General features: G+C 69.6%; 16 protein-coding genes. 6 read left to right on the top strand and 10 right to left on the bottom strand.

Annotated features, from left to right (window positions below; all coding sequences use genetic code 11):
- Positions 1 to 410 precede the first annotated feature (410 nt).
- Entirely contained in the window at positions 411 to 938 is a 528-nt protein-coding gene (locus OG472_RS37880; protein ID WP_405942646.1) for a 2'-5' RNA ligase family protein, read from the top strand.
- 36 nt (positions 939 to 974) lie between these two features.
- Here OG472_RS37880 and OG472_RS37875 read toward each other — a convergent pair whose 3' ends face one another.
- Both OG472_RS37875 and OG472_RS37870 read right to left on the bottom strand, forming a co-directional pair.
- On the bottom strand, positions 975 to 2,123 hold the full coding sequence (locus tag OG472_RS37875; RefSeq protein WP_401605939.1) for a DUF475 domain-containing protein: 1,149 nt from the start codon (positions 2,121 to 2,123) through the stop codon (positions 975 to 977).
- Positions 2,124 to 2,192: 69 nt separating this feature from the next.
- Positions 2,193 to 3,410 carry a serine hydrolase domain-containing protein gene (locus OG472_RS37870; RefSeq protein ID WP_405942645.1) on the bottom strand — a complete coding sequence of 406 codons (1,218 nt, stop codon included), beginning with the start codon at positions 3,408 to 3,410 and terminating at the stop codon, positions 2,193 to 2,195.
- 179 nt (positions 3,411 to 3,589) lie between these two features.
- On the opposite strand from OG472_RS37870, the gene OG472_RS37865 reads away from it, so the two are divergent.
- Positions 3,590 to 3,712, top strand: a complete 123-nt coding sequence (locus tag OG472_RS37865; RefSeq protein ID WP_405833570.1) for a hypothetical protein — start codon at positions 3,590 to 3,592, stop codon at positions 3,710 to 3,712.
- Between the two features lie 269 nt (positions 3,713 to 3,981).
- Here OG472_RS37865 and OG472_RS37860 read toward each other — a convergent pair whose 3' ends face one another.
- Positions 3,982 to 4,482, bottom strand: coding sequence for a hypothetical protein (locus OG472_RS37860; RefSeq protein ID WP_405942644.1), 501 nt, complete (start codon positions 4,480 to 4,482; stop codon positions 3,982 to 3,984).
- A gap of 583 nt (positions 4,483 to 5,065) precedes the next feature.
- Positions 5,066 to 5,512: an anthrone oxygenase family protein gene (locus tag OG472_RS37855; RefSeq protein ID WP_401605928.1), complete on the bottom strand. Its 447-nt coding sequence runs from the start codon at positions 5,510 to 5,512 to the stop codon at positions 5,066 to 5,068.
- Positions 5,513 to 5,602: 90 nt separating this feature from the next.
- On the opposite strand from OG472_RS37855, the gene OG472_RS37850 reads away from it, so the two are divergent.
- Positions 5,603 to 6,181: a TetR/AcrR family transcriptional regulator gene (locus tag OG472_RS37850; RefSeq protein WP_405942643.1), complete on the top strand. Its 579-nt coding sequence runs from the start codon at positions 5,603 to 5,605 to the stop codon at positions 6,179 to 6,181.
- Between the two features lie 316 nt (positions 6,182 to 6,497).
- Here OG472_RS37850 and OG472_RS37845 read toward each other — a convergent pair whose 3' ends face one another.
- From OG472_RS37845 to OG472_RS37835, 3 genes are all read right to left on the bottom strand, one after another.
- Entirely contained in the window at positions 6,498 to 7,034 is a 537-nt protein-coding gene (locus tag OG472_RS37845; RefSeq protein WP_405942642.1) for a hypothetical protein, read from the bottom strand.
- A 514-nt stretch (positions 7,035 to 7,548) separates the two neighbouring features.
- Positions 7,549 to 7,950: a hypothetical protein gene (locus OG472_RS37840; protein WP_405942641.1), complete on the bottom strand. Its 402-nt coding sequence runs from the start codon at positions 7,948 to 7,950 to the stop codon at positions 7,549 to 7,551.
- A 256-nt stretch (positions 7,951 to 8,206) separates the two neighbouring features.
- Positions 8,207 to 8,713 (bottom strand): DinB family protein, encoded by a 507-nt coding sequence (locus tag OG472_RS37835; RefSeq protein ID WP_401605916.1) that lies wholly within the window; start codon positions 8,711 to 8,713, stop codon positions 8,207 to 8,209.
- A gap of 329 nt (positions 8,714 to 9,042) precedes the next feature.
- On the opposite strand from OG472_RS37835, the gene OG472_RS37830 reads away from it, so the two are divergent.
- Together OG472_RS37830 and OG472_RS37825 are read left to right on the top strand one after the other, a co-directional pair.
- Positions 9,043 to 10,023 carry a GlxA family transcriptional regulator gene (locus OG472_RS37830; protein ID WP_405942640.1) on the top strand — a complete coding sequence of 327 codons (981 nt, stop codon included), beginning with the start codon at positions 9,043 to 9,045 and terminating at the stop codon, positions 10,021 to 10,023.
- A gap of 138 nt (positions 10,024 to 10,161) precedes the next feature.
- Positions 10,162 to 10,911 (top strand): MBL fold metallo-hydrolase, encoded by a 750-nt coding sequence (locus tag OG472_RS37825; RefSeq protein ID WP_405942639.1) that lies wholly within the window; start codon positions 10,162 to 10,164, stop codon positions 10,909 to 10,911.
- A gap of 25 nt (positions 10,912 to 10,936) precedes the next feature.
- Here the strand turns inward: OG472_RS37825 and OG472_RS37820 are convergent, their stop codons facing one another.
- On the bottom strand, positions 10,937 to 11,605 hold the full coding sequence (locus tag OG472_RS37820) for a PadR family transcriptional regulator (RefSeq protein ID WP_405835007.1): 669 nt from the start codon (positions 11,603 to 11,605) through the stop codon (positions 10,937 to 10,939).
- A gap of 71 nt (positions 11,606 to 11,676) precedes the next feature.
- Between OG472_RS37820 and OG472_RS37815 the strand changes: the two genes are divergently transcribed.
- Positions 11,677 to 12,528, top strand: coding sequence for a class I SAM-dependent methyltransferase (locus OG472_RS37815; RefSeq protein WP_405942638.1), 852 nt, complete (start codon positions 11,677 to 11,679; stop codon positions 12,526 to 12,528).
- Between the two features lie 155 nt (positions 12,529 to 12,683).
- On the opposite strand, the gene OG472_RS37810 is transcribed toward OG472_RS37815, so the two are convergent.
- Together OG472_RS37810 and OG472_RS37805 are read right to left on the bottom strand one after the other, a co-directional pair.
- The gene (locus OG472_RS37810) at positions 12,684 to 13,112 is read right to left on the bottom strand and encodes a hypothetical protein (protein WP_405942637.1); all 429 of its coding nucleotides are present in this window, start codon (positions 13,110 to 13,112) and stop codon (positions 12,684 to 12,686) included.
- 187 nt (positions 13,113 to 13,299) lie between these two features.
- Complete coding sequence (locus OG472_RS37805) at positions 13,300 to 14,772, bottom strand: sialidase family protein (protein ID WP_405942636.1); 1,473 nt, start codon at positions 14,770 to 14,772, stop codon at positions 13,300 to 13,302.
- Between the last annotated feature and the right edge of the window lie 44 nt (positions 14,773 to 14,816).

Raw genomic sequence — 14,816 nt, 5'->3', positions numbered from 1 at the left:
CTGCGAGAGTCATTCCCTCGACGATGTCAGGCACGCCCGCGATCTCCTCGAAGCGGTCCTTGCACACCTGCCGCCTCGGGCTCTGGCTGAGCTCGGGCGCCGAATGACGGTCCTGGACCGGGTGTTCTCCAAGCGCACGCTGCCTGATCCCTTTGCCGATCGTCGGCCCTGGAACGGTGACGTGTGGTGGTATCACCACCTGCACAGACCCAGTGGGGGGTAGTGCCACCTCCCCCTTCGGTCGAGACCCTCCCCCCAGTGCCGTGATCACATCGTGGCTGGTGTGATCACGGCGTCGGAGCCGTCTTGGACAACCTGTTCACGGGACTAAGCCCGGCCGCGGCAGTTCGGCCCCCGCAACCCCAGTCCGGCCTTCTCGGGTCCCGTACCTGGCCTGCGATCATGATGGAATGCCAGAGCCAGGGACCACTGCCGTCGTCATCGTTTTGTCCGATGCCGCTCCGCTCCTCGATGCGGCGTGGCGCATCGACCCGGCTCTGGTGCGTCGTGGGGTGCCGGCGCACGTCTCGCTCTTCTACCCGTTCGTGCCGGAATCGGCGCTGACAGGGCAGGACGAGGAGGGCGTACGTTCCCTGGCGGCGAGTTTTCCGGCAGCTGATCTGCTCTTGGAGGAGCTCGTGACGGCGTCCGGCTTCGTCGCCGTCACCGTTCCGGAACTCCAGCCGATCGTTGATGCGTTCCATGCCCAGTGGCCCGGGTTGCTGCCTTACAGAGGCCGCTTCGGGGCTCGGCCCGCAGCCCATGTCACGGTCGCCATGGGTGCGGACGACCCGACAGCCTCCGCCCGTGTCCGCGCTGCGGTCGGCAGCCTGCTGCCTCTGCGCACCCGTGCGGCTGCGGTCCAGCTGGTGGTGCTGACGGAGGAGGGCTGGCGGCCACGGCTCACCGCCCCGCTCGGCGGCACGGACGGACGGTGAACCCGGACGGACGGTGATCCGCGTCGGCGGGCCGACTCAGACGCCGGAGGAGACCTCGGCCTTCTCGCCGGAGCCCGCGCCCTTCGCCTCCGCCGCCGCCAGCCTGCGGTTGCGCCGGACCGAGGAGAAGAAGGACCAGCCGATCAGGATGACGCCGACGAGGCCCGTGATGACCTCGTGGATCTCGTACTGGATGGTGACGAGCAGGATCACGGCGAGGGCGCCGATCGCATAGTGCGCGCCGTGCTCCAGGTAGACGTAGTCGTCGAGGGTGCCCTGGCGGACGAGGTAGACCGTGAGCGAGCGGACGTACATCGCGCCGATGCCGAGGCCGAGCGACATCAGGACGATGTCGTTGGTGATCGCGAACGAGGCGATGACGCCGTCGAAGGAGAAGGACGCGTCCAGGACCTCCAGGTAGAGGAACAGGAAGAACGCGGCCTTGCCGGCCATCACGACCGCCGGGACCTTCGTGCCGCTCGCCCTGGCCGCTTCCTCGGCCTCGTGTTCGCGCTCCTCTTCTTCCTCGAGCTTGTTCTCGAAGTAACCGGAGAGACCGCCGACGACCAGGTAGGTGATCAAGCCCGCGATGCCGGCGATCAGGACGGTCTCCGACTTGTCCGCATGGACGCCGCCGTACTGGTGAGCGTGGGTGGCGAAGGTCATGGCGGAGACGAGCAGCACGATGAGCGCGATGCAGGCGGAGAGCATGTCGATCTTGCCGAGCTTGGCGAGCGGACGCTCCAGCCACGCGAGCCACTTGAAGTCGCGGTCCTCGAAGACGAAGTCGAGGAAGATCATCAGCAGGAACATGCCACCGAACGCGGCGATCGACGGGTGGGCGTCGGTCACCAGCTGCTGGTACTTGTTCTCATCGTCCAGTGCGAGCTGTACCGCTTCGATCGGACCGATCTCGGCACTGACGGCGACGATCACGACGGGGAAGACCAGGCGCATGCCGAAGACCGCGATCAGGACGCCGACGGTCAGGAAGATCTTCTGCCAGAAGGCATTCATCTTCTTCAGGATCCCGGCGTTGACCACGGCATTGTCGAAGGACACCGAGATTTCGAGGATGGACAGGATCGCCACGATCCCGAAGCCGGCCCACCCCCCGTATAAGACCGCCGCGATCAGGCCGAGCGCGGTGACCGCGAACGACCAGCCGAACGTTTTCAGAAGCACTGGCTACCCAATCGTCGCGTACGGGGCTCCCTCGCGCCGTACATGGCTTCACGAAACATTCCGAAGTACTCAGTCACGCACTTGGTCACCGAAGGCGGCGAGGGCCAAGCGCTGGGCCACTGCCTGGGAGCCATTGCCGAGGGACGACGACGTACCGATCGCGTATACCGCGCGCCGGTTGAGGTCGCGGGAGGCGAAGACCCCGCTCCGGTACCCCAGATCAGAGCCCGTCTTGCCCCACAGGACCGAACCGTCGGGCAGCGGCACGGACATCAGGCCGACGCTGAAGCAGGCCGTGCCCCTGGCGGGACCGGTGTTGCAGTTCGAGCCGTCGGCGTACGGCAGCGGCTTGCCGTCGCTGCCCTTCGGCACGGCGAACAACTCCGCGGCCTGCTCCGGACGCAGCAGCCGACCGTCGAACAGGCCGGAGATGAAGCGGTCCAGGTCACCCGTGGTCGAGGTCATGCTCGCGGGCAGCCCGCCCTGGACGTTGACATCGACCAGCTCGCCGGTGCTCCTGGACATGTAGCCCGGCAGGTAGGGCGCAGGCACGGACGTACTGCGGCCCGGCACGGCGGCCCTGGTTTCCCGCATCTTCAGCGGCTTCAGGATGCGGGCAGTCACCTCGTACTGGTACGGGTGCCTGGTGAGCTCTTCGATGAGCTTGCCTGCGACGCGGTAGCCGAAGGAGTTGTACTCCTGCCGGGCACCCGGGCGAAAGCGCTGACCCGGCCCCGGTCGGCCCACGGGGCGGAGCGTCTGCTCGATGACCTCGTCGAAGGAGACGTACGCGAGGCGGCGCTCGATCGCCTCGTCGGCGGAGGCGGCCGGGGAGCCCTCGAAGTCCTGGGGCAGGCCACTGGTGTGGTTGAGCAGTTGCCGGACGCTGATCGGCTCCGCGAACCGGTTCTCCGGCAGCAGCCCGGGCAGGTAGTGCTGGATGCTCTGGTCCAGGTCTACGCGGCCCTCGGCGGACAGTTGGAGGAGAATCACCGCCTCCATGGGTTTGCTGATACTGCCGATACGAAAGTGCGCATCGGGGCTGACGGGCTTGCCGGTGGTGATGTCCCCGGACGTACCGCGCCACCTCTGTCCGTTCTTGTGCACGTCGGCCACGACACCGGCGGCACCGTCGTCCGGGCCCACGGAAATCGCCTTGCGCAGGGCGGCACGGTCGAGGTCCGCGGCGGTGCCGGCGTACGCGGAGGCAGCGGCGGCGGCCTGCGCGGGGGCGATGGCACCGAACGCCAGGGCGGCGGTCAGCGACAGGGCCGAGGAACGGCGCATAGGGGAAACTCCACTTGGAACGTGATGATCAAGTCCAGGTGAGTCTGTCCGCCCAGGCCTGCCCCGTCATCGGGGATCACCCTGGCCGGGCCCTGGTCAAACCCTGACCCCACATCAGGGATCCGAAGGAAACGGCCCGGTAGCACTCCTGGCCGACCTCACCTTCGAAGCCCGCCTCCATGCCGGCCTGGACGGCGAAGCGCCGCGAGGCCTACACCAACGACCAGGACACGCCCACCTCGCTGATCGCGACCACCGCGAAGTCGCACCGGGCCAAGGCCGACAAGGACCCGGTGGAATGACGGCCGCCGACCGCCGCCTACCGCTGCGCGTACATGACGGGCCGGGTCGAGACCGGGCTCCTCTGGGGCCCGGCCGCCGACGACTGCGAGCGCGAAGCGCTCCTCGGCCTGGCGGAGGACTGCCCAGACGGCAGGGCAGACCAAAGCCCCTGGGCCCGAGGGTCGGCAGGGGCTGATCAGCTACATGAAGGCTTCACCGTGGGAACCGATACGGGCGCGGGGCGCTACGCCGCCGTCAGGTCACCGAAGCCGGAAGCGCCCGGGCTTGCTTACGCACCGGCCTCACCGGTCTCCGTGGTCAGGATGAAGGGGTCGGTGTCCGTGGTCTCGGTGCCCGGGGTCTCCGTACCCGGCGTCTCGGTACCCGGGGTCTCGGTACCGGGGGTCTCCGTACCGGGGGTCTCGGTGCCCGGCGTCTCGGTGCCCGGCGTCTCCGTGGTCGGCGTCTCGGTACCCGGGGTCTCCGTGGTCGGGGCGGGCTTTTCGGGCTTGTGCTCGCAGTACACCGTGCCCTGGTAGAACTTGCAGCCGGGCATGTTCTTGACGTCCTTGACCTTGCCGTGCTTCTTGCCCTTGTGGCCTCGCTTGTCCTTCTTGCCCTTGCTCCCATGACCGCTCTTCGCGTGGTCGGCAACCAGCGTGGCCGCCTCACTGACCTGCGGCTTGGCCGGCGCAGCGAATGCACTGGTGGGCAGCAGCACGCCTCCCCCGACAATCGCGGCCGAGACGGCGAACATCGAGAAACGCTGCTTCCGGGAAGTGCGAGCCATGAGAATTACTCCAGTAAAAAACGGGGGCGGGGGGCTGAAGGACCGCGGTGAAATGTCTGCTTTGTCCTTCTGTTAAAAAGACTGACCTCCGGACTTCACGACGCTGTCCGCCGACTGTCACAGGCGCGTGACAGGCCCCCTTGCCCGAGCAGCACCGGTTCGACGCCACACGAGGGCGAGGGCTCTGACCTGCAGCGATCCGGGATGCGATGCCAGGTGACTGCAGCCATGGACGCGTTTCCGGCTCCGCCGCGGTACCGGCCGAGGCGAGGGGCAGGGCCCGAGGAGGACGCGGGCCTATCCGTAGAGCCAGCCCTGGTGCCGACCGGTACGGCACCGGGCCGCGGCGATGGCCCCATCCCGGGAGGAGCTGGACGCGACCTGGATCGGCCTGGCTTCCGCCGAGGCCACACCCGGTGCACACCGGGACCTCGGCGGGGCCGGTGCCGATCCACCCGCCGGGCGCGGTATCGAGGATCAGGCAGGTGGCGGGGGGTGTGCACCCACTCGCGGCCGGGGACGGGCCCGCCACCACCCGGGGAGTGGGGATCGTGCGCCACCAGTACGGCGTCGACCCGCGGGCTCAGGCGAGGGCTGCGGCCAGCAGGGCGAAGGCGGCGATGATGACGGCGACGCGGACGTAGTGGAAGCGGTCCCAGCGGTTCATCTGCTCCTTCCAGTCGGCGGGCCGGTTCTCGGGGGTCCACGTCTTGCTGCGGTTGTTGATCGGGACGAGCAGCAGGATCGACATGACCACGCTGAGGATCAGCAGCGCGCCGGCGGTGACGACGAGGCCGGCGCCGGGGTCGTGCCATCCGGCTACGCCCCAGACCGCGACAAGGGCGAGCGAGCCGATGTACCAGACCGGCATCACGGCGCCGAGCATCCGGCCCCCGTGGGCGCGGCCGAGCTGGCCACTGTCCTCGGGAAGGGCGTTGAAGATCCGGTTCATGACGAAGGCGACGGAGAACTCCACCCCCACCATCACGCCGACGACCACGGTGGTGAACACCTCGAGTGCGTTGAGCATGATGACCCTCCTGAAATCTAGTGTTGCTAGCTGATGAGGCAACGCTAGCGCTACTGCCGCTCTCTTGTCTAGCAATGCTAGGATCGAATCATGTCGGTACAGGAACGCAAGCAGCGCGAACGGGCGGAGCGCGAGCGACTCATCGTGGCCACGGCCCGCGAACTCGCCGAGCAGCAGGGCTGGGACGCGGTCACCACCCGCCGGCTCGCCGAGCGCATCGAATACAGCCAGCCCGTCCTCTACAGCCACTTCCGCGGCAAGCGCGAGATCATCGGAGCCGTCGCCCTCGAAGGCGCCACGGATATGGCCGCGGCTCTGCGGGCCACGACCTCCGCCGCAGACGGCCCCCGCACCCGGGTCACCGCCCTGGCCCGCGCCTATCTCGACTTCGCCGAACGCAACCCGGCGGTCTACGACGCCATGTTCCAGCTCGACGGCGGCCTGGCATTCGCGCAAGAGGACACCCCCGAGCCGCTGAAGGACGCCTTCGCCGCCCTGCTGGAGACTCTCGGCGAGGTCGCCGGCGACGGCGTCCACCCGGGACTGTTCACCGAGACGTTCTGGGCGGCCCTGCACGGGTTGGCCACCCTGACCCGGGCGGGACGGCTGCCGCCTGAAGACGCCGAGCGGAGGGTGGAACTGCTGGTGGACCGGCTCGCCGTGGTCTGACACACCGTCCCGGCGGGCATGCAGTCGCGCCTGCCTGCGGCATCCCTTCCGGTCACTCGCACCCACGTGGCGCAGCCGCAGATCGCCGGGCCACGTACCCCGGACGCCGCGGTGCTCGTTGATCACGACCCGATACGCGCCCTGGCGCCCGGCGCCTCTGCGCTGCGTCCCGAAGCCCCGTCTTCGAGCCGGCCTGGCCAGTCACGGGCGGCGGCCGGGCGGTCTTGGGGACGGCGGGTCCAACGGGCGCCCGCACGGGAACCAGCGGGAGGGACGGCTCAGCCGCCGGCCGGGTGGTTTGAAAGCCGGTTGTCGTTCAGCACCAGCCCGGCGAAGGAGTTGGCGAGAAGCGGCGCGGCTTCGGGCTTGGCCGGCATGTCCGCACCCGTCCGTGCCACACCGCGGTCACCGCCTGGGGCTTGCGGTCCCCGTCACCGTCCTTGAGGACCCACAGCAACGTGCCCCTCGCCGTATCCACGGCCACGACCGCAAACCCGTGCGTGCACACCAGCGCCTGGCCGCGGTCGTAGGAGCAGCTCATCGCGCGCATTCCCGGCGGCATGGTGGCGCGGGGCGTTCTGCTGATCACGTCGAGCAGCTGGTCGCCCTTGTCACCGACCTGTGGGCCCGCGGCCCGGACCGTGCCGGGCCCGGCACCGTTCATGATCGCGGCGTAGGTCTTCTCCCCGCGCCACTTCTCGGTGCCGGTGGCGAGATCGACCCCGAGCGGTACGGAGGTGAGCGGCTCGACGTGGAGCAGGCCCACCGCCATGCCCGCACCGGCCTGAACGACCTCCGGCCCGGGCTGCGTCCAGCGCAGGGCGCGGGACGCGGTGTCGATGCCGTACGACACCGCCTCCCGGACGAACCCGTCGGCGTCCTCGCGCAGTACGTCAGCTCGGGCGATCTACGCCCACGGTGCGGCCGCCGGCAAGGTCGATCACCTGCACGCGCGAGGGGGAGACGACGAAGGCCCGGTCCTCGTGGAGAAGTACCGGCATGTCCTCACCGCCGCCGCGGACCTGCCCGGCCAGGTTGGTCCGCCCCCTCGTGGCCGCCTCCGACAGGGGCAACTGCCCGCGCCAATCGAACCACTGCGGGGGGGCGTGCGGCGTCAGGATCCGCTTCCCGGCGCCAAGGGGTCTACGGCCGCCGGGGGCGTGCTGCTGTTCGGCTTCGCGTCGTCGGCTGCCGGACCGCATCCGGCAAGCAGAGCGACGGTCAGGGGCAGGGTCGTCCACCCGTCGCTGTCCGGCGAACGAAGTGCCTCCACAAGAAGCGACGTCCCAGAGCGGCCATGCCCACGGCGGCCCCCTACCTGCGGGAAACCGCAAGTAGGGGGCCGCTTCGTGCAGAGGTCATCCGATCTACCTCTTCGCCGCAGCGCGTTCCGCTGGCGTGACACACAGGCCGTCGCCGTCGAAACTGTCGCGCCAGACGTAACCCGGCTTGCACTGGTTACTGCCCGGCTGGCGGTTCGGGTTGGACGCATGCGCCGCATCGCGCTCCGCCGGCGTAACACACAGACCGTCACCCTCGAAACTGTCACGCCACACGTAACCCGACTTGCACTGATTACTACCCGGCAGGCGGTTCGGATCATCGGAAGTGCGGCTCGTGACCGGGGAATGGTGCGCAATCGCGGTCACCGCGGACGCCGGCAACACGATGGCTCCGGAGACGAAGGCGGCCGAGGTGAGGACCATCCCGATCCGCAGGATGCGCCGTTGGGACTGGACGGTGGCCCGGGTGTGAAGGTCGTGGGTCATGACTGCTCCTTGAAGGTGTGCGGCCGGCGGCGGAGGCGCCGCCGGACCTGTGCCTGTCTGGCCCTCAAGTACGTAGGACCCCGTCACGCCACGCACATACGTGACTTGACGGGACCCCGGACAGCGAAAGGCCCCCTAGCTGACGGGGAAAACCGCAGGTAGGGGGCTCGTTCATGGCTAGGGGGCACTTCTTGCCCTGGGTCTGGCGGGCCCGTTTTCGCCCGGGGAAGACCGTGTGCGAACGTCGCCGCCGGATCTAGTCGCCGGTCGTGCCGTCGAGCAACTCGCGCAGGATGTCCAGGTGGCCGTTGTGGCGGGCCGTCTCCTCGGTGAGGTGAAGGAGGATCCAGCGCAGGTCGACGTGGAGGCCGTCGCGGACGGCTCGCTTGGCCTGGTCGTCCAGGCCGTTCCCGGCGACCAGTTCGCGGTAGCCGGCGCTCTGTTCGGCGTATTCGTCGAGCAACTGCGTGAGCGGGAAGTCGACGGCGATACGCATCTCGCGGTCGGGGTCCTCCTCGGTCCAGGGACCCCGGTCTTCCTCTCCGAGGAAGACCACCTGGAACCAGTAGTACTCGACCCAGCGGAGGTGGTTGATCACTCCGCTCATCGTCATCAGCGGTGAGCCCGGCAGGAGCGCCTTGCGGGCGTTCTCCGCAGAGACGCCGTCGCACTTGGCGCGGGCTGTGTCACGGGTGTAGTCGAGAAACGTGGTGAGCTGGGTGCGCTCGTCCCACGCGGGCGGCGTGTCGTCGATTCTGGTCATCGCGCGAAGCGTCCCCGATCACCGCGACCGGTGTCGAGGCATTTATCGGCGGGCCCCACCGGCTCCACCCAGCTCCAAGGCGCAACGGCAATACGAGTGCTCCGAACGAGACGATCTCTGCGCCATCGGCAGCCACCCCACACCCTCGGAGCTTCCAGTCAGTTCCGTACTTCCGCGTGTGCGGGGGGGGAACTGGGGGCCTGGCCCCCACCCGGAGTGGGTCGGCCGGGCTCCTCGGCCGTGGCGCCCCCGCGTCAGCCGGCCCGATGGCCGGATCTGAGACAACCTCGTCATTGCGGACGCAGGGGCAGGGGAACGAGGATCGGTGCATGCCCGCACCCCACCGCGTCGTCATCGTCGCCTTCCCCGGCGTGGAACTCCTGGACATCACAGGCCCCGCCGAGGTGTTCTCGGTCGCGTCCCGGGTCTCCGCGGGAGGGTTCCCCGGCTACTCCGTTCAGGTCGCCACGGAGGACGGCGGTCCGGTGGCCACCTCCAGCGGCCTGCGGGTCCACGCCGACCTGCGGCTCGACGAGGTGACCGGCCGCGTGGACACCCTCCTGGTGTCCGGGGCGGTCACCGCCCCCGCAGGGGGTGGCGTCCAGGCCGTCGTCGATCCGGTGGTCACCGACTGGCTCCGTACGGCGGCACCGCGGGCCGGGCGTACCGGATCGGTGTGCGCCGGCGCCCATCTGCTGGCCGCGGCCGGTCTGCTGGACGGCCGGACCGCCACCACCCACTGGCTCACGGCGGCGCAACTGGCCGCCGCGCATCCCGAGGTCGACGTGGACCCCGATCCGATCTTCATTCGCTCCGGTTCGGTGTGGACCTGTGCCGGGATCACCTCGGGAATGGACATGGCACTGGCGATGGTGGCCGAGGACCACGGTCAGGCCCTCGCGCTCGCCACCGCGCGGATGATGGTCATGTACGTCAAACGCTCCGGCGGCCAGAGCCAGTTCAGCGTGCCCCTTTCCGTCCGGGCACCCGCCGACGACCGCATCGGCGAACTCCGTCAGTGGATCACCGAACACCCCGACGCCGACCTCTCCACCGAGGCTCTCGCCCAGCGCGTCAGCCTCAGCACGCGGCACTTCTCCCGGCTCTTCGCGCAGCGCACCGGCACCACGCCCGCCGTCTACGTGGAGTCCGCACGGCTGGAGGCCGCACGGCGCCTGCTCGAGGAGAGCGACGCCGGTCTGCCGCAGGTGGCCACCGCCAGCGGGCTCGGCTCCCTGCAGACCCTCCACCGCTGCTTCCAACGGCACCTGGGGACAACCCCCGCCGAATACCGCCGCCGGTTCCGCTGAAGCCGGCCCGTCCCTCACCGCCCTTACCTCCCTTACGCCCTCACTGCCCTCACTGCCCACCCTTACTGCCCGCCGGCCTGCCCGCGGCCCGCGGTTGCCGAGGCATGCCCGCCCCCGGCTCGTACACGAAAGGCCATCATGTCCGGCACGAAGATCATTCCGATTCCGGTGCTCGGCAAGCACGCCGTCAACGCCTACTTGCTGCTGGGCCGACGCCCCGTCCTCGTCGACGCCGGTACGCCGGGCAGCGGACGTCTCATCCACGACCGGATCGCCGATCACGGAGTGGACCCCGCCGACCTCGCACTGATCGTCATCACCCATGGCCACATCGACCACTTCGGCTCCGCAGCGGAACTGCACCGCTTCACGGGCGCACCCGTCGCCGGGCACACCGCCGACCTCGAACCCTTCCGCACCGGCCGACCGCTGATGCCGTACCTCCCGACGGGGCCCATGGGCCGGCTGATGAACAGGAACAGGAAGCTTCACATCGCGGCGGACCCGTTCGAACCCGAGATCCTCATCACCGGCGAGACCGATCTGTCGGACTTCGGGCTGGCGGGTCGGATCATGCCCACCCCGGGCCACACCGCAGGTTCCGTCTCCGTTCTCACCGATGACGGGGACCTCGTCGCAGGTGACCTCGTGGCCAACTCCTTCATGGGCCTCATCCCCGGCAAACCGGCGAACCCGCCCTTCCATGACGACCCCCTGGGCAACCTCACGAGCCTGCGCGCCATGCGCGATCTCGGCCCCAGCCGCCTCCATGTCGGCCACGGCACTCCGCTTGACCCCGAGCGCGTCCGCCGGTGGGCGCAGCGGGAGCAACGACGGCTGGCCCGCCTCCACTCCCGGGGGCGGCTCCGAAGCCGTACGAAGAGCTGACCAGGCGATTCACGGACTGCGGGCTTCAAGCCGTCGTCCCGCGCGGGGCCGGCCCGCGAGCAGCGCCGCCGCTCCAGTTCGCCCGTCGCAGGGTCTCGGCGATCTGTGACGGGTCGGGGGCGGCGTCCGCGGGGTCGTCGGGCCACTGCTGGACGACGGCCGTGGCCCACTCGGCCCAGGTGGCGACGAGTCGGTAGTAGTCGGTGAGGAAGCGGCCGACGAGTGCGGTCTGGGCGGCCCGGTCCTGGAACGGGCCCTGGCCGGCCAGGTAGGCCTGCCCGGCCGCCACGTTGCCCTGGTTTCGCTCCTCGGCCCAGGCCCGGGCGGCGTGGAGGGTGGCCAGGGTGTCGGCGCTGGTGCCCGAATCGGCGAAGAACACCTTCAGCAGCTGTTCGGACTCCAGTACCGGCCCGGCGCTCGGTCGGGGCAGCCAGTCGGCCAGCGCGCGCCGGCCCTCGGCCGTGATGGTGTAGACGGTGCGCGGCCGCCGCCCGACCGCCCCCTTCGTCGCCTCGGCCAGGCCGAGGCGGACCAGCTTCTTCGGCTCCTCGTAGAGCTTGCTCTGGGCCCGGGGCCAGATGCGGCCCAGGCTGCGGTCCATCTGCTGTGCGAGCTCGTAGGTACTCCAGGGGCGGACCGAGAGCAGGCCGAGGATCGCATAGGACGTGGTGGTGAGCGCCGGGTCCATTGACATCGCCACCCTCGGGGTGTAATCCGGTAAATAGTCCCTTTGGGACTATTTTGAAAGTATAGGTGGTGGTGGCGATGGTCAGCACTCTTCAGGTCGCTCCGTCCAATGCCGAGCAGGCCCGCGCCTGGGACGGACGGGAAGGCGCGTACTGGGCGGAGCACGCCGACCGGTTCGACCGCGCGATAGGCCCGTATGACAGGCACTTCCTCGCTGCGGCCGACGTATCCGCCACCGACCACGTGCTGGACATCGGCTGCGGCACCGGAGAGATCACCCGCGACGTCGCACGGCGGGCAGACAGCGGGCGGGTCCTGGGCGTGGACCTGTCTGCCGCGATGCTGCGGGTCGCCCGGCAGCGAGCGGCAGACGAGGGGCTGCACAACGCCGACTTCGTGCAGGCGGACGCCCAGGTCCACCCCTTCCCCGCCGCTTCGTTCGACGTGGCCGTCAGCCGCACCGGGACGATGTTCTTCGCCGACCCCGTCACCGCGTTCCGCAACATCGGCACAGCGATGCGCCCGGGCGGACGCCTCGTGCAGCTGGTCTGGCAACCGCCGACCGGCAACGAGTGGCTCCGCTCCTTCGCCCGGGCCCTGTCCGCGGGACGGCCGTTGCCCACTCCCCCGCCGGACGCGCCCGGGCCGTTCTCGCTGGCCGACCCCGTGCGCGTACGGAGGGTGCTCGGCGCCGCCGGCTTCACGGACGTCCAACTGGAGCCGCACGGCGAGGCGATGTGGTTCGGCCAGGACGCGGCCGACGCGGAGCGGTTCGTACTCGGCCTGCACGGCTGGATGCTCGACGGACTCGATGACGAGGGTCGACGTCGTGCGGTCGACGACCTGAGAGCCACCCTCACCGCCCACGAGACCGACGACGGCGTCCTCTACGCCTCCGCAACCTGGATCATCCGGGCGACCCGCCCGTGACGAACCCGGCGGGCCGCAACAGGGGGTGCCCACGCACCAGTTCGCCCGACCGCTCGCCTACCGTGAGCACGGCACCGCATCCGGCTGCGGTCACCTGCACAGGAAGGTCCCTCGTCGCGAAGCTGACGCAGCGCGGTCGCCCTCGCCGGCAGCAACTAGCGGTAAAAGGTCCGGCCGGCGGGGCCGGAGGAAACGGACCACACCTCGCTGATCAAACCGTTGGTGATCCTCAGGGTGTCGGTCCCGCTCCTGGCGACAGTTCGGGCGTCTTCGTCCGTGACGGACGCGAGATAGGGGCGGGCGACCAGGCCGGTCGGTGCGCCATCGACAAGCGTGAGGTCCACGACTGCCGCGCCCTCGGCCACGAAGCGAAGCCCACGTCGCTGTCGATGCCAGGCCGCGATGATGTCGGCGAGCTGCTGCGGAGTACGGACATCGTCGAAGGCCTCGGTGCCTGCCTGGGCATAACGCAGGACGAATTCCGGCGCCATGATCTTCTCGGCGAGGTCCAGATCACCGTTCCACATCGCCGTCCACTGGTTGTAGGTGTGGATGCCGAACTGCCGCACATCGTTGTCGCTCATCAGACCACCCTCGATCGTTCCGGTTCGCGTGGTTCGCGAGGTTCGCGACAGTAACAAGAGGGTCTGACAACGGTGATCAGTTCCGGCGGGACGCGGCCGAACCTCCCCGCCCAACGTGGTCACGGAGTGGGTCCGAGGCCTCCCTGCAGCCTTCGGCGGTCGGGCCGGCCGACGGCGTCCGCGTCGGTCAGCGGGTGCGGAAACTGCCGGTGTACACGTCCGTACGGTTCTGTGGTGCGCCGGAGTGGGTCTCGGTGAGCACCGCCCGTACTCCCTTGCCGTCTGCCACCAGGCCTTGGTAGTCGCCGAGGAAGTAGCCCCCGGCGAACGGCGCCTGCAGCCAGTCGAAGACCCGCGAGATCTGTCGTTCGCTCCGGAGCTTCGGGTTTCCGTGCTGCAGCGTGGCCAGTTGGTAGGCGGTGGGCAGGGTGGTGGTGTTGCCGGGCTCGAGGAAGCGCAGGTCGTAGTAGGTGAGCGCGACCGTGCCCCGCTCCGTGACCGCGATCGACGGCGAGAAGGCCGGAACGCCCTCGGGACTGATCAGCTCCGGGTTCCCCCAGGTGCGTCCGCCGTCGGTGGACCGCACAAGCTGGACGGAGTCGAACTCTCCACCGGAGAAGTCCGAGCCCTCGTAGGCCATGTAGAGCGTGCCTGTCTCGGGGTCAACGGCCGGGCTCGGCAGGGTGGCCGCGGCGCGCAGCAGTTTGGTGGGGTCGTTCGGGTCGACCTCCGGTACGGATGTGTCCCGGGCCACGGTGACCGGGTCGCTCCAGGTCTCTCCGGCGTCGGTCGAGGTGACCACCTCGTAGCGGGCTTCGACGACGGTGCTCAGGTCGTCGGCGTAGGTGATCCGGTCGAAGAAGTCGTACAGGGTGCCGGTGCGCCGGTCGACGACGATCAGATGGCCGATGGTCTGGGTGTTGGGCACGGTGCTGGTGTCGACGAACGGCCGGGCCTCGCTCCAGGTGCGGCCGCCGTCGCGGGTGAGGGAGATGTAGCCGGGACCGTCGAGGGAGCTGGGGCCGGGCGGGTCGTTGTCGAGGCGGTTCCAGACCTGGTAGGCGGTGCCCTTGCGGATCGGGTCGGCGGTGAGGGACGGCTTGTCGTTGAAGAACGGCTGCTCGTCGACGTGCGTGGTGGTGAGGTTCTGCCAAGTGCGGCCGCCGTCACGGGACGTGACTGCCAGGAGGGCGCTGCGCGTGCTCTTCGTGAAGTCGACGCCCTCCCCGCTGGCGTAGACCGTGCCGTCCGGTCCGGTGCTCACCCAGGGGTCGGAGGCCCGTTCGTAGTCCGCGCCGCCGGGGGCGCACAGGCTGAACGGCAGCGTGCTCTGGTGGAAGGTGTGGCCGTCCGTGGTCCAGCCTGCCGCCAGGCCACGGGCGCCGCCGTCGTTCCAGCGGTCCTGCTGGAACACGGTGACCACCCGCTTGGGGTCGCGCGGATCGACGGACAGGTACGGCTCGACCTCGGTGCCCGGGTAGACGATGCTGTCGGGGGACCTCGCTCCGATGGTGCAGTTCGCGTACGGGTCGCCGTGGGACACCTTGACCAGTGGTGTGCCGTCCGGGTTCCGGTCTGCGGCGGCGGGAGTTGCACCGGTGACCGTGACGAGCAGGAGCGCGGCGGTGGTGACGGCGGTCAGGGGCAGGAAAACGCGCATGCGGGATCTCCTCCGGGCCTGTAGGCCGGGGTACGGGACCGCCG

Origin of the sequence: Streptomyces sp. NBC_00207, from assembly GCF_045160965.1 — a bacterium.
Classification (GTDB): Bacteria; Actinomycetota; Actinomycetes; order Streptomycetales; family Streptomycetaceae; genus Streptomyces.
The sequence above is the reverse complement of the archived record's forward strand: the minus strand, read 5'-3'. Positions and strand labels throughout refer to the sequence as shown.

Bases quoted from the DNA above. Each gene is read 5' to 3' on its own strand.
- OG472_RS37815 (WP_405942638.1), top strand. From the start codon at position 11,677: ATGGTCAGCACTCTTCAGGTCGCTCCGTCCAATGCCGAGCAGGCCCGC.
- OG472_RS37865 (WP_405833570.1), top strand. From the start codon at position 3,590: ATGCCGGCCTGGACGGCGAAGCGCCGCGAGGCCTACACCAACGACCAG.
- OG472_RS37810 (WP_405942637.1), bottom strand. From the start codon at position 13,112: ATGAGCGACAACGATGTGCGGCAGTTCGGCATCCACACCTACAACCAG.
- OG472_RS37850 (WP_405942643.1), top strand. From the start codon at position 5,603: ATGTCGGTACAGGAACGCAAGCAGCGCGAACGGGCGGAGCGCGAGCGA.
- OG472_RS37825 (WP_405942639.1), top strand. From the start codon at position 10,162: ATGTCCGGCACGAAGATCATTCCGATTCCGGTGCTCGGCAAGCACGCC.
- OG472_RS37870 (WP_405942645.1), bottom strand. From the start codon at position 3,410: ATGCGCCGTTCCTCGGCCCTGTCGCTGACCGCCGCCCTGGCGTTCGGT.
- OG472_RS37860 (WP_405942644.1), bottom strand. From the start codon at position 4,482: ATGGCTCGCACTTCCCGGAAGCAGCGTTTCTCGATGTTCGCCGTCTCG.
- OG472_RS37830 (WP_405942640.1), top strand. From the start codon at position 9,043: ATGCCCGCACCCCACCGCGTCGTCATCGTCGCCTTCCCCGGCGTGGAA.
- OG472_RS37840 (WP_405942641.1), bottom strand. From the start codon at position 7,950: ATGACCCACGACCTTCACACCCGGGCCACCGTCCAGTCCCAACGGCGC.
- OG472_RS37835 (WP_401605916.1), bottom strand. From the start codon at position 8,713: ATGACCAGAATCGACGACACGCCGCCCGCGTGGGACGAGCGCACCCAG.
- OG472_RS37880 (WP_405942646.1), top strand. From the start codon at position 411: ATGCCAGAGCCAGGGACCACTGCCGTCGTCATCGTTTTGTCCGATGCC.
- OG472_RS37820 (WP_405835007.1), bottom strand. From the start codon at position 11,605: ATGTCAATGGACCCGGCGCTCACCACCACGTCCTATGCGATCCTCGGC.
- OG472_RS37805 (WP_405942636.1), bottom strand. From the start codon at position 14,772: ATGCGCGTTTTCCTGCCCCTGACCGCCGTCACCACCGCCGCGCTCCTG.
- OG472_RS37855 (WP_401605928.1), bottom strand. From the start codon at position 5,512: ATGCTCAACGCACTCGAGGTGTTCACCACCGTGGTCGTCGGCGTGATG.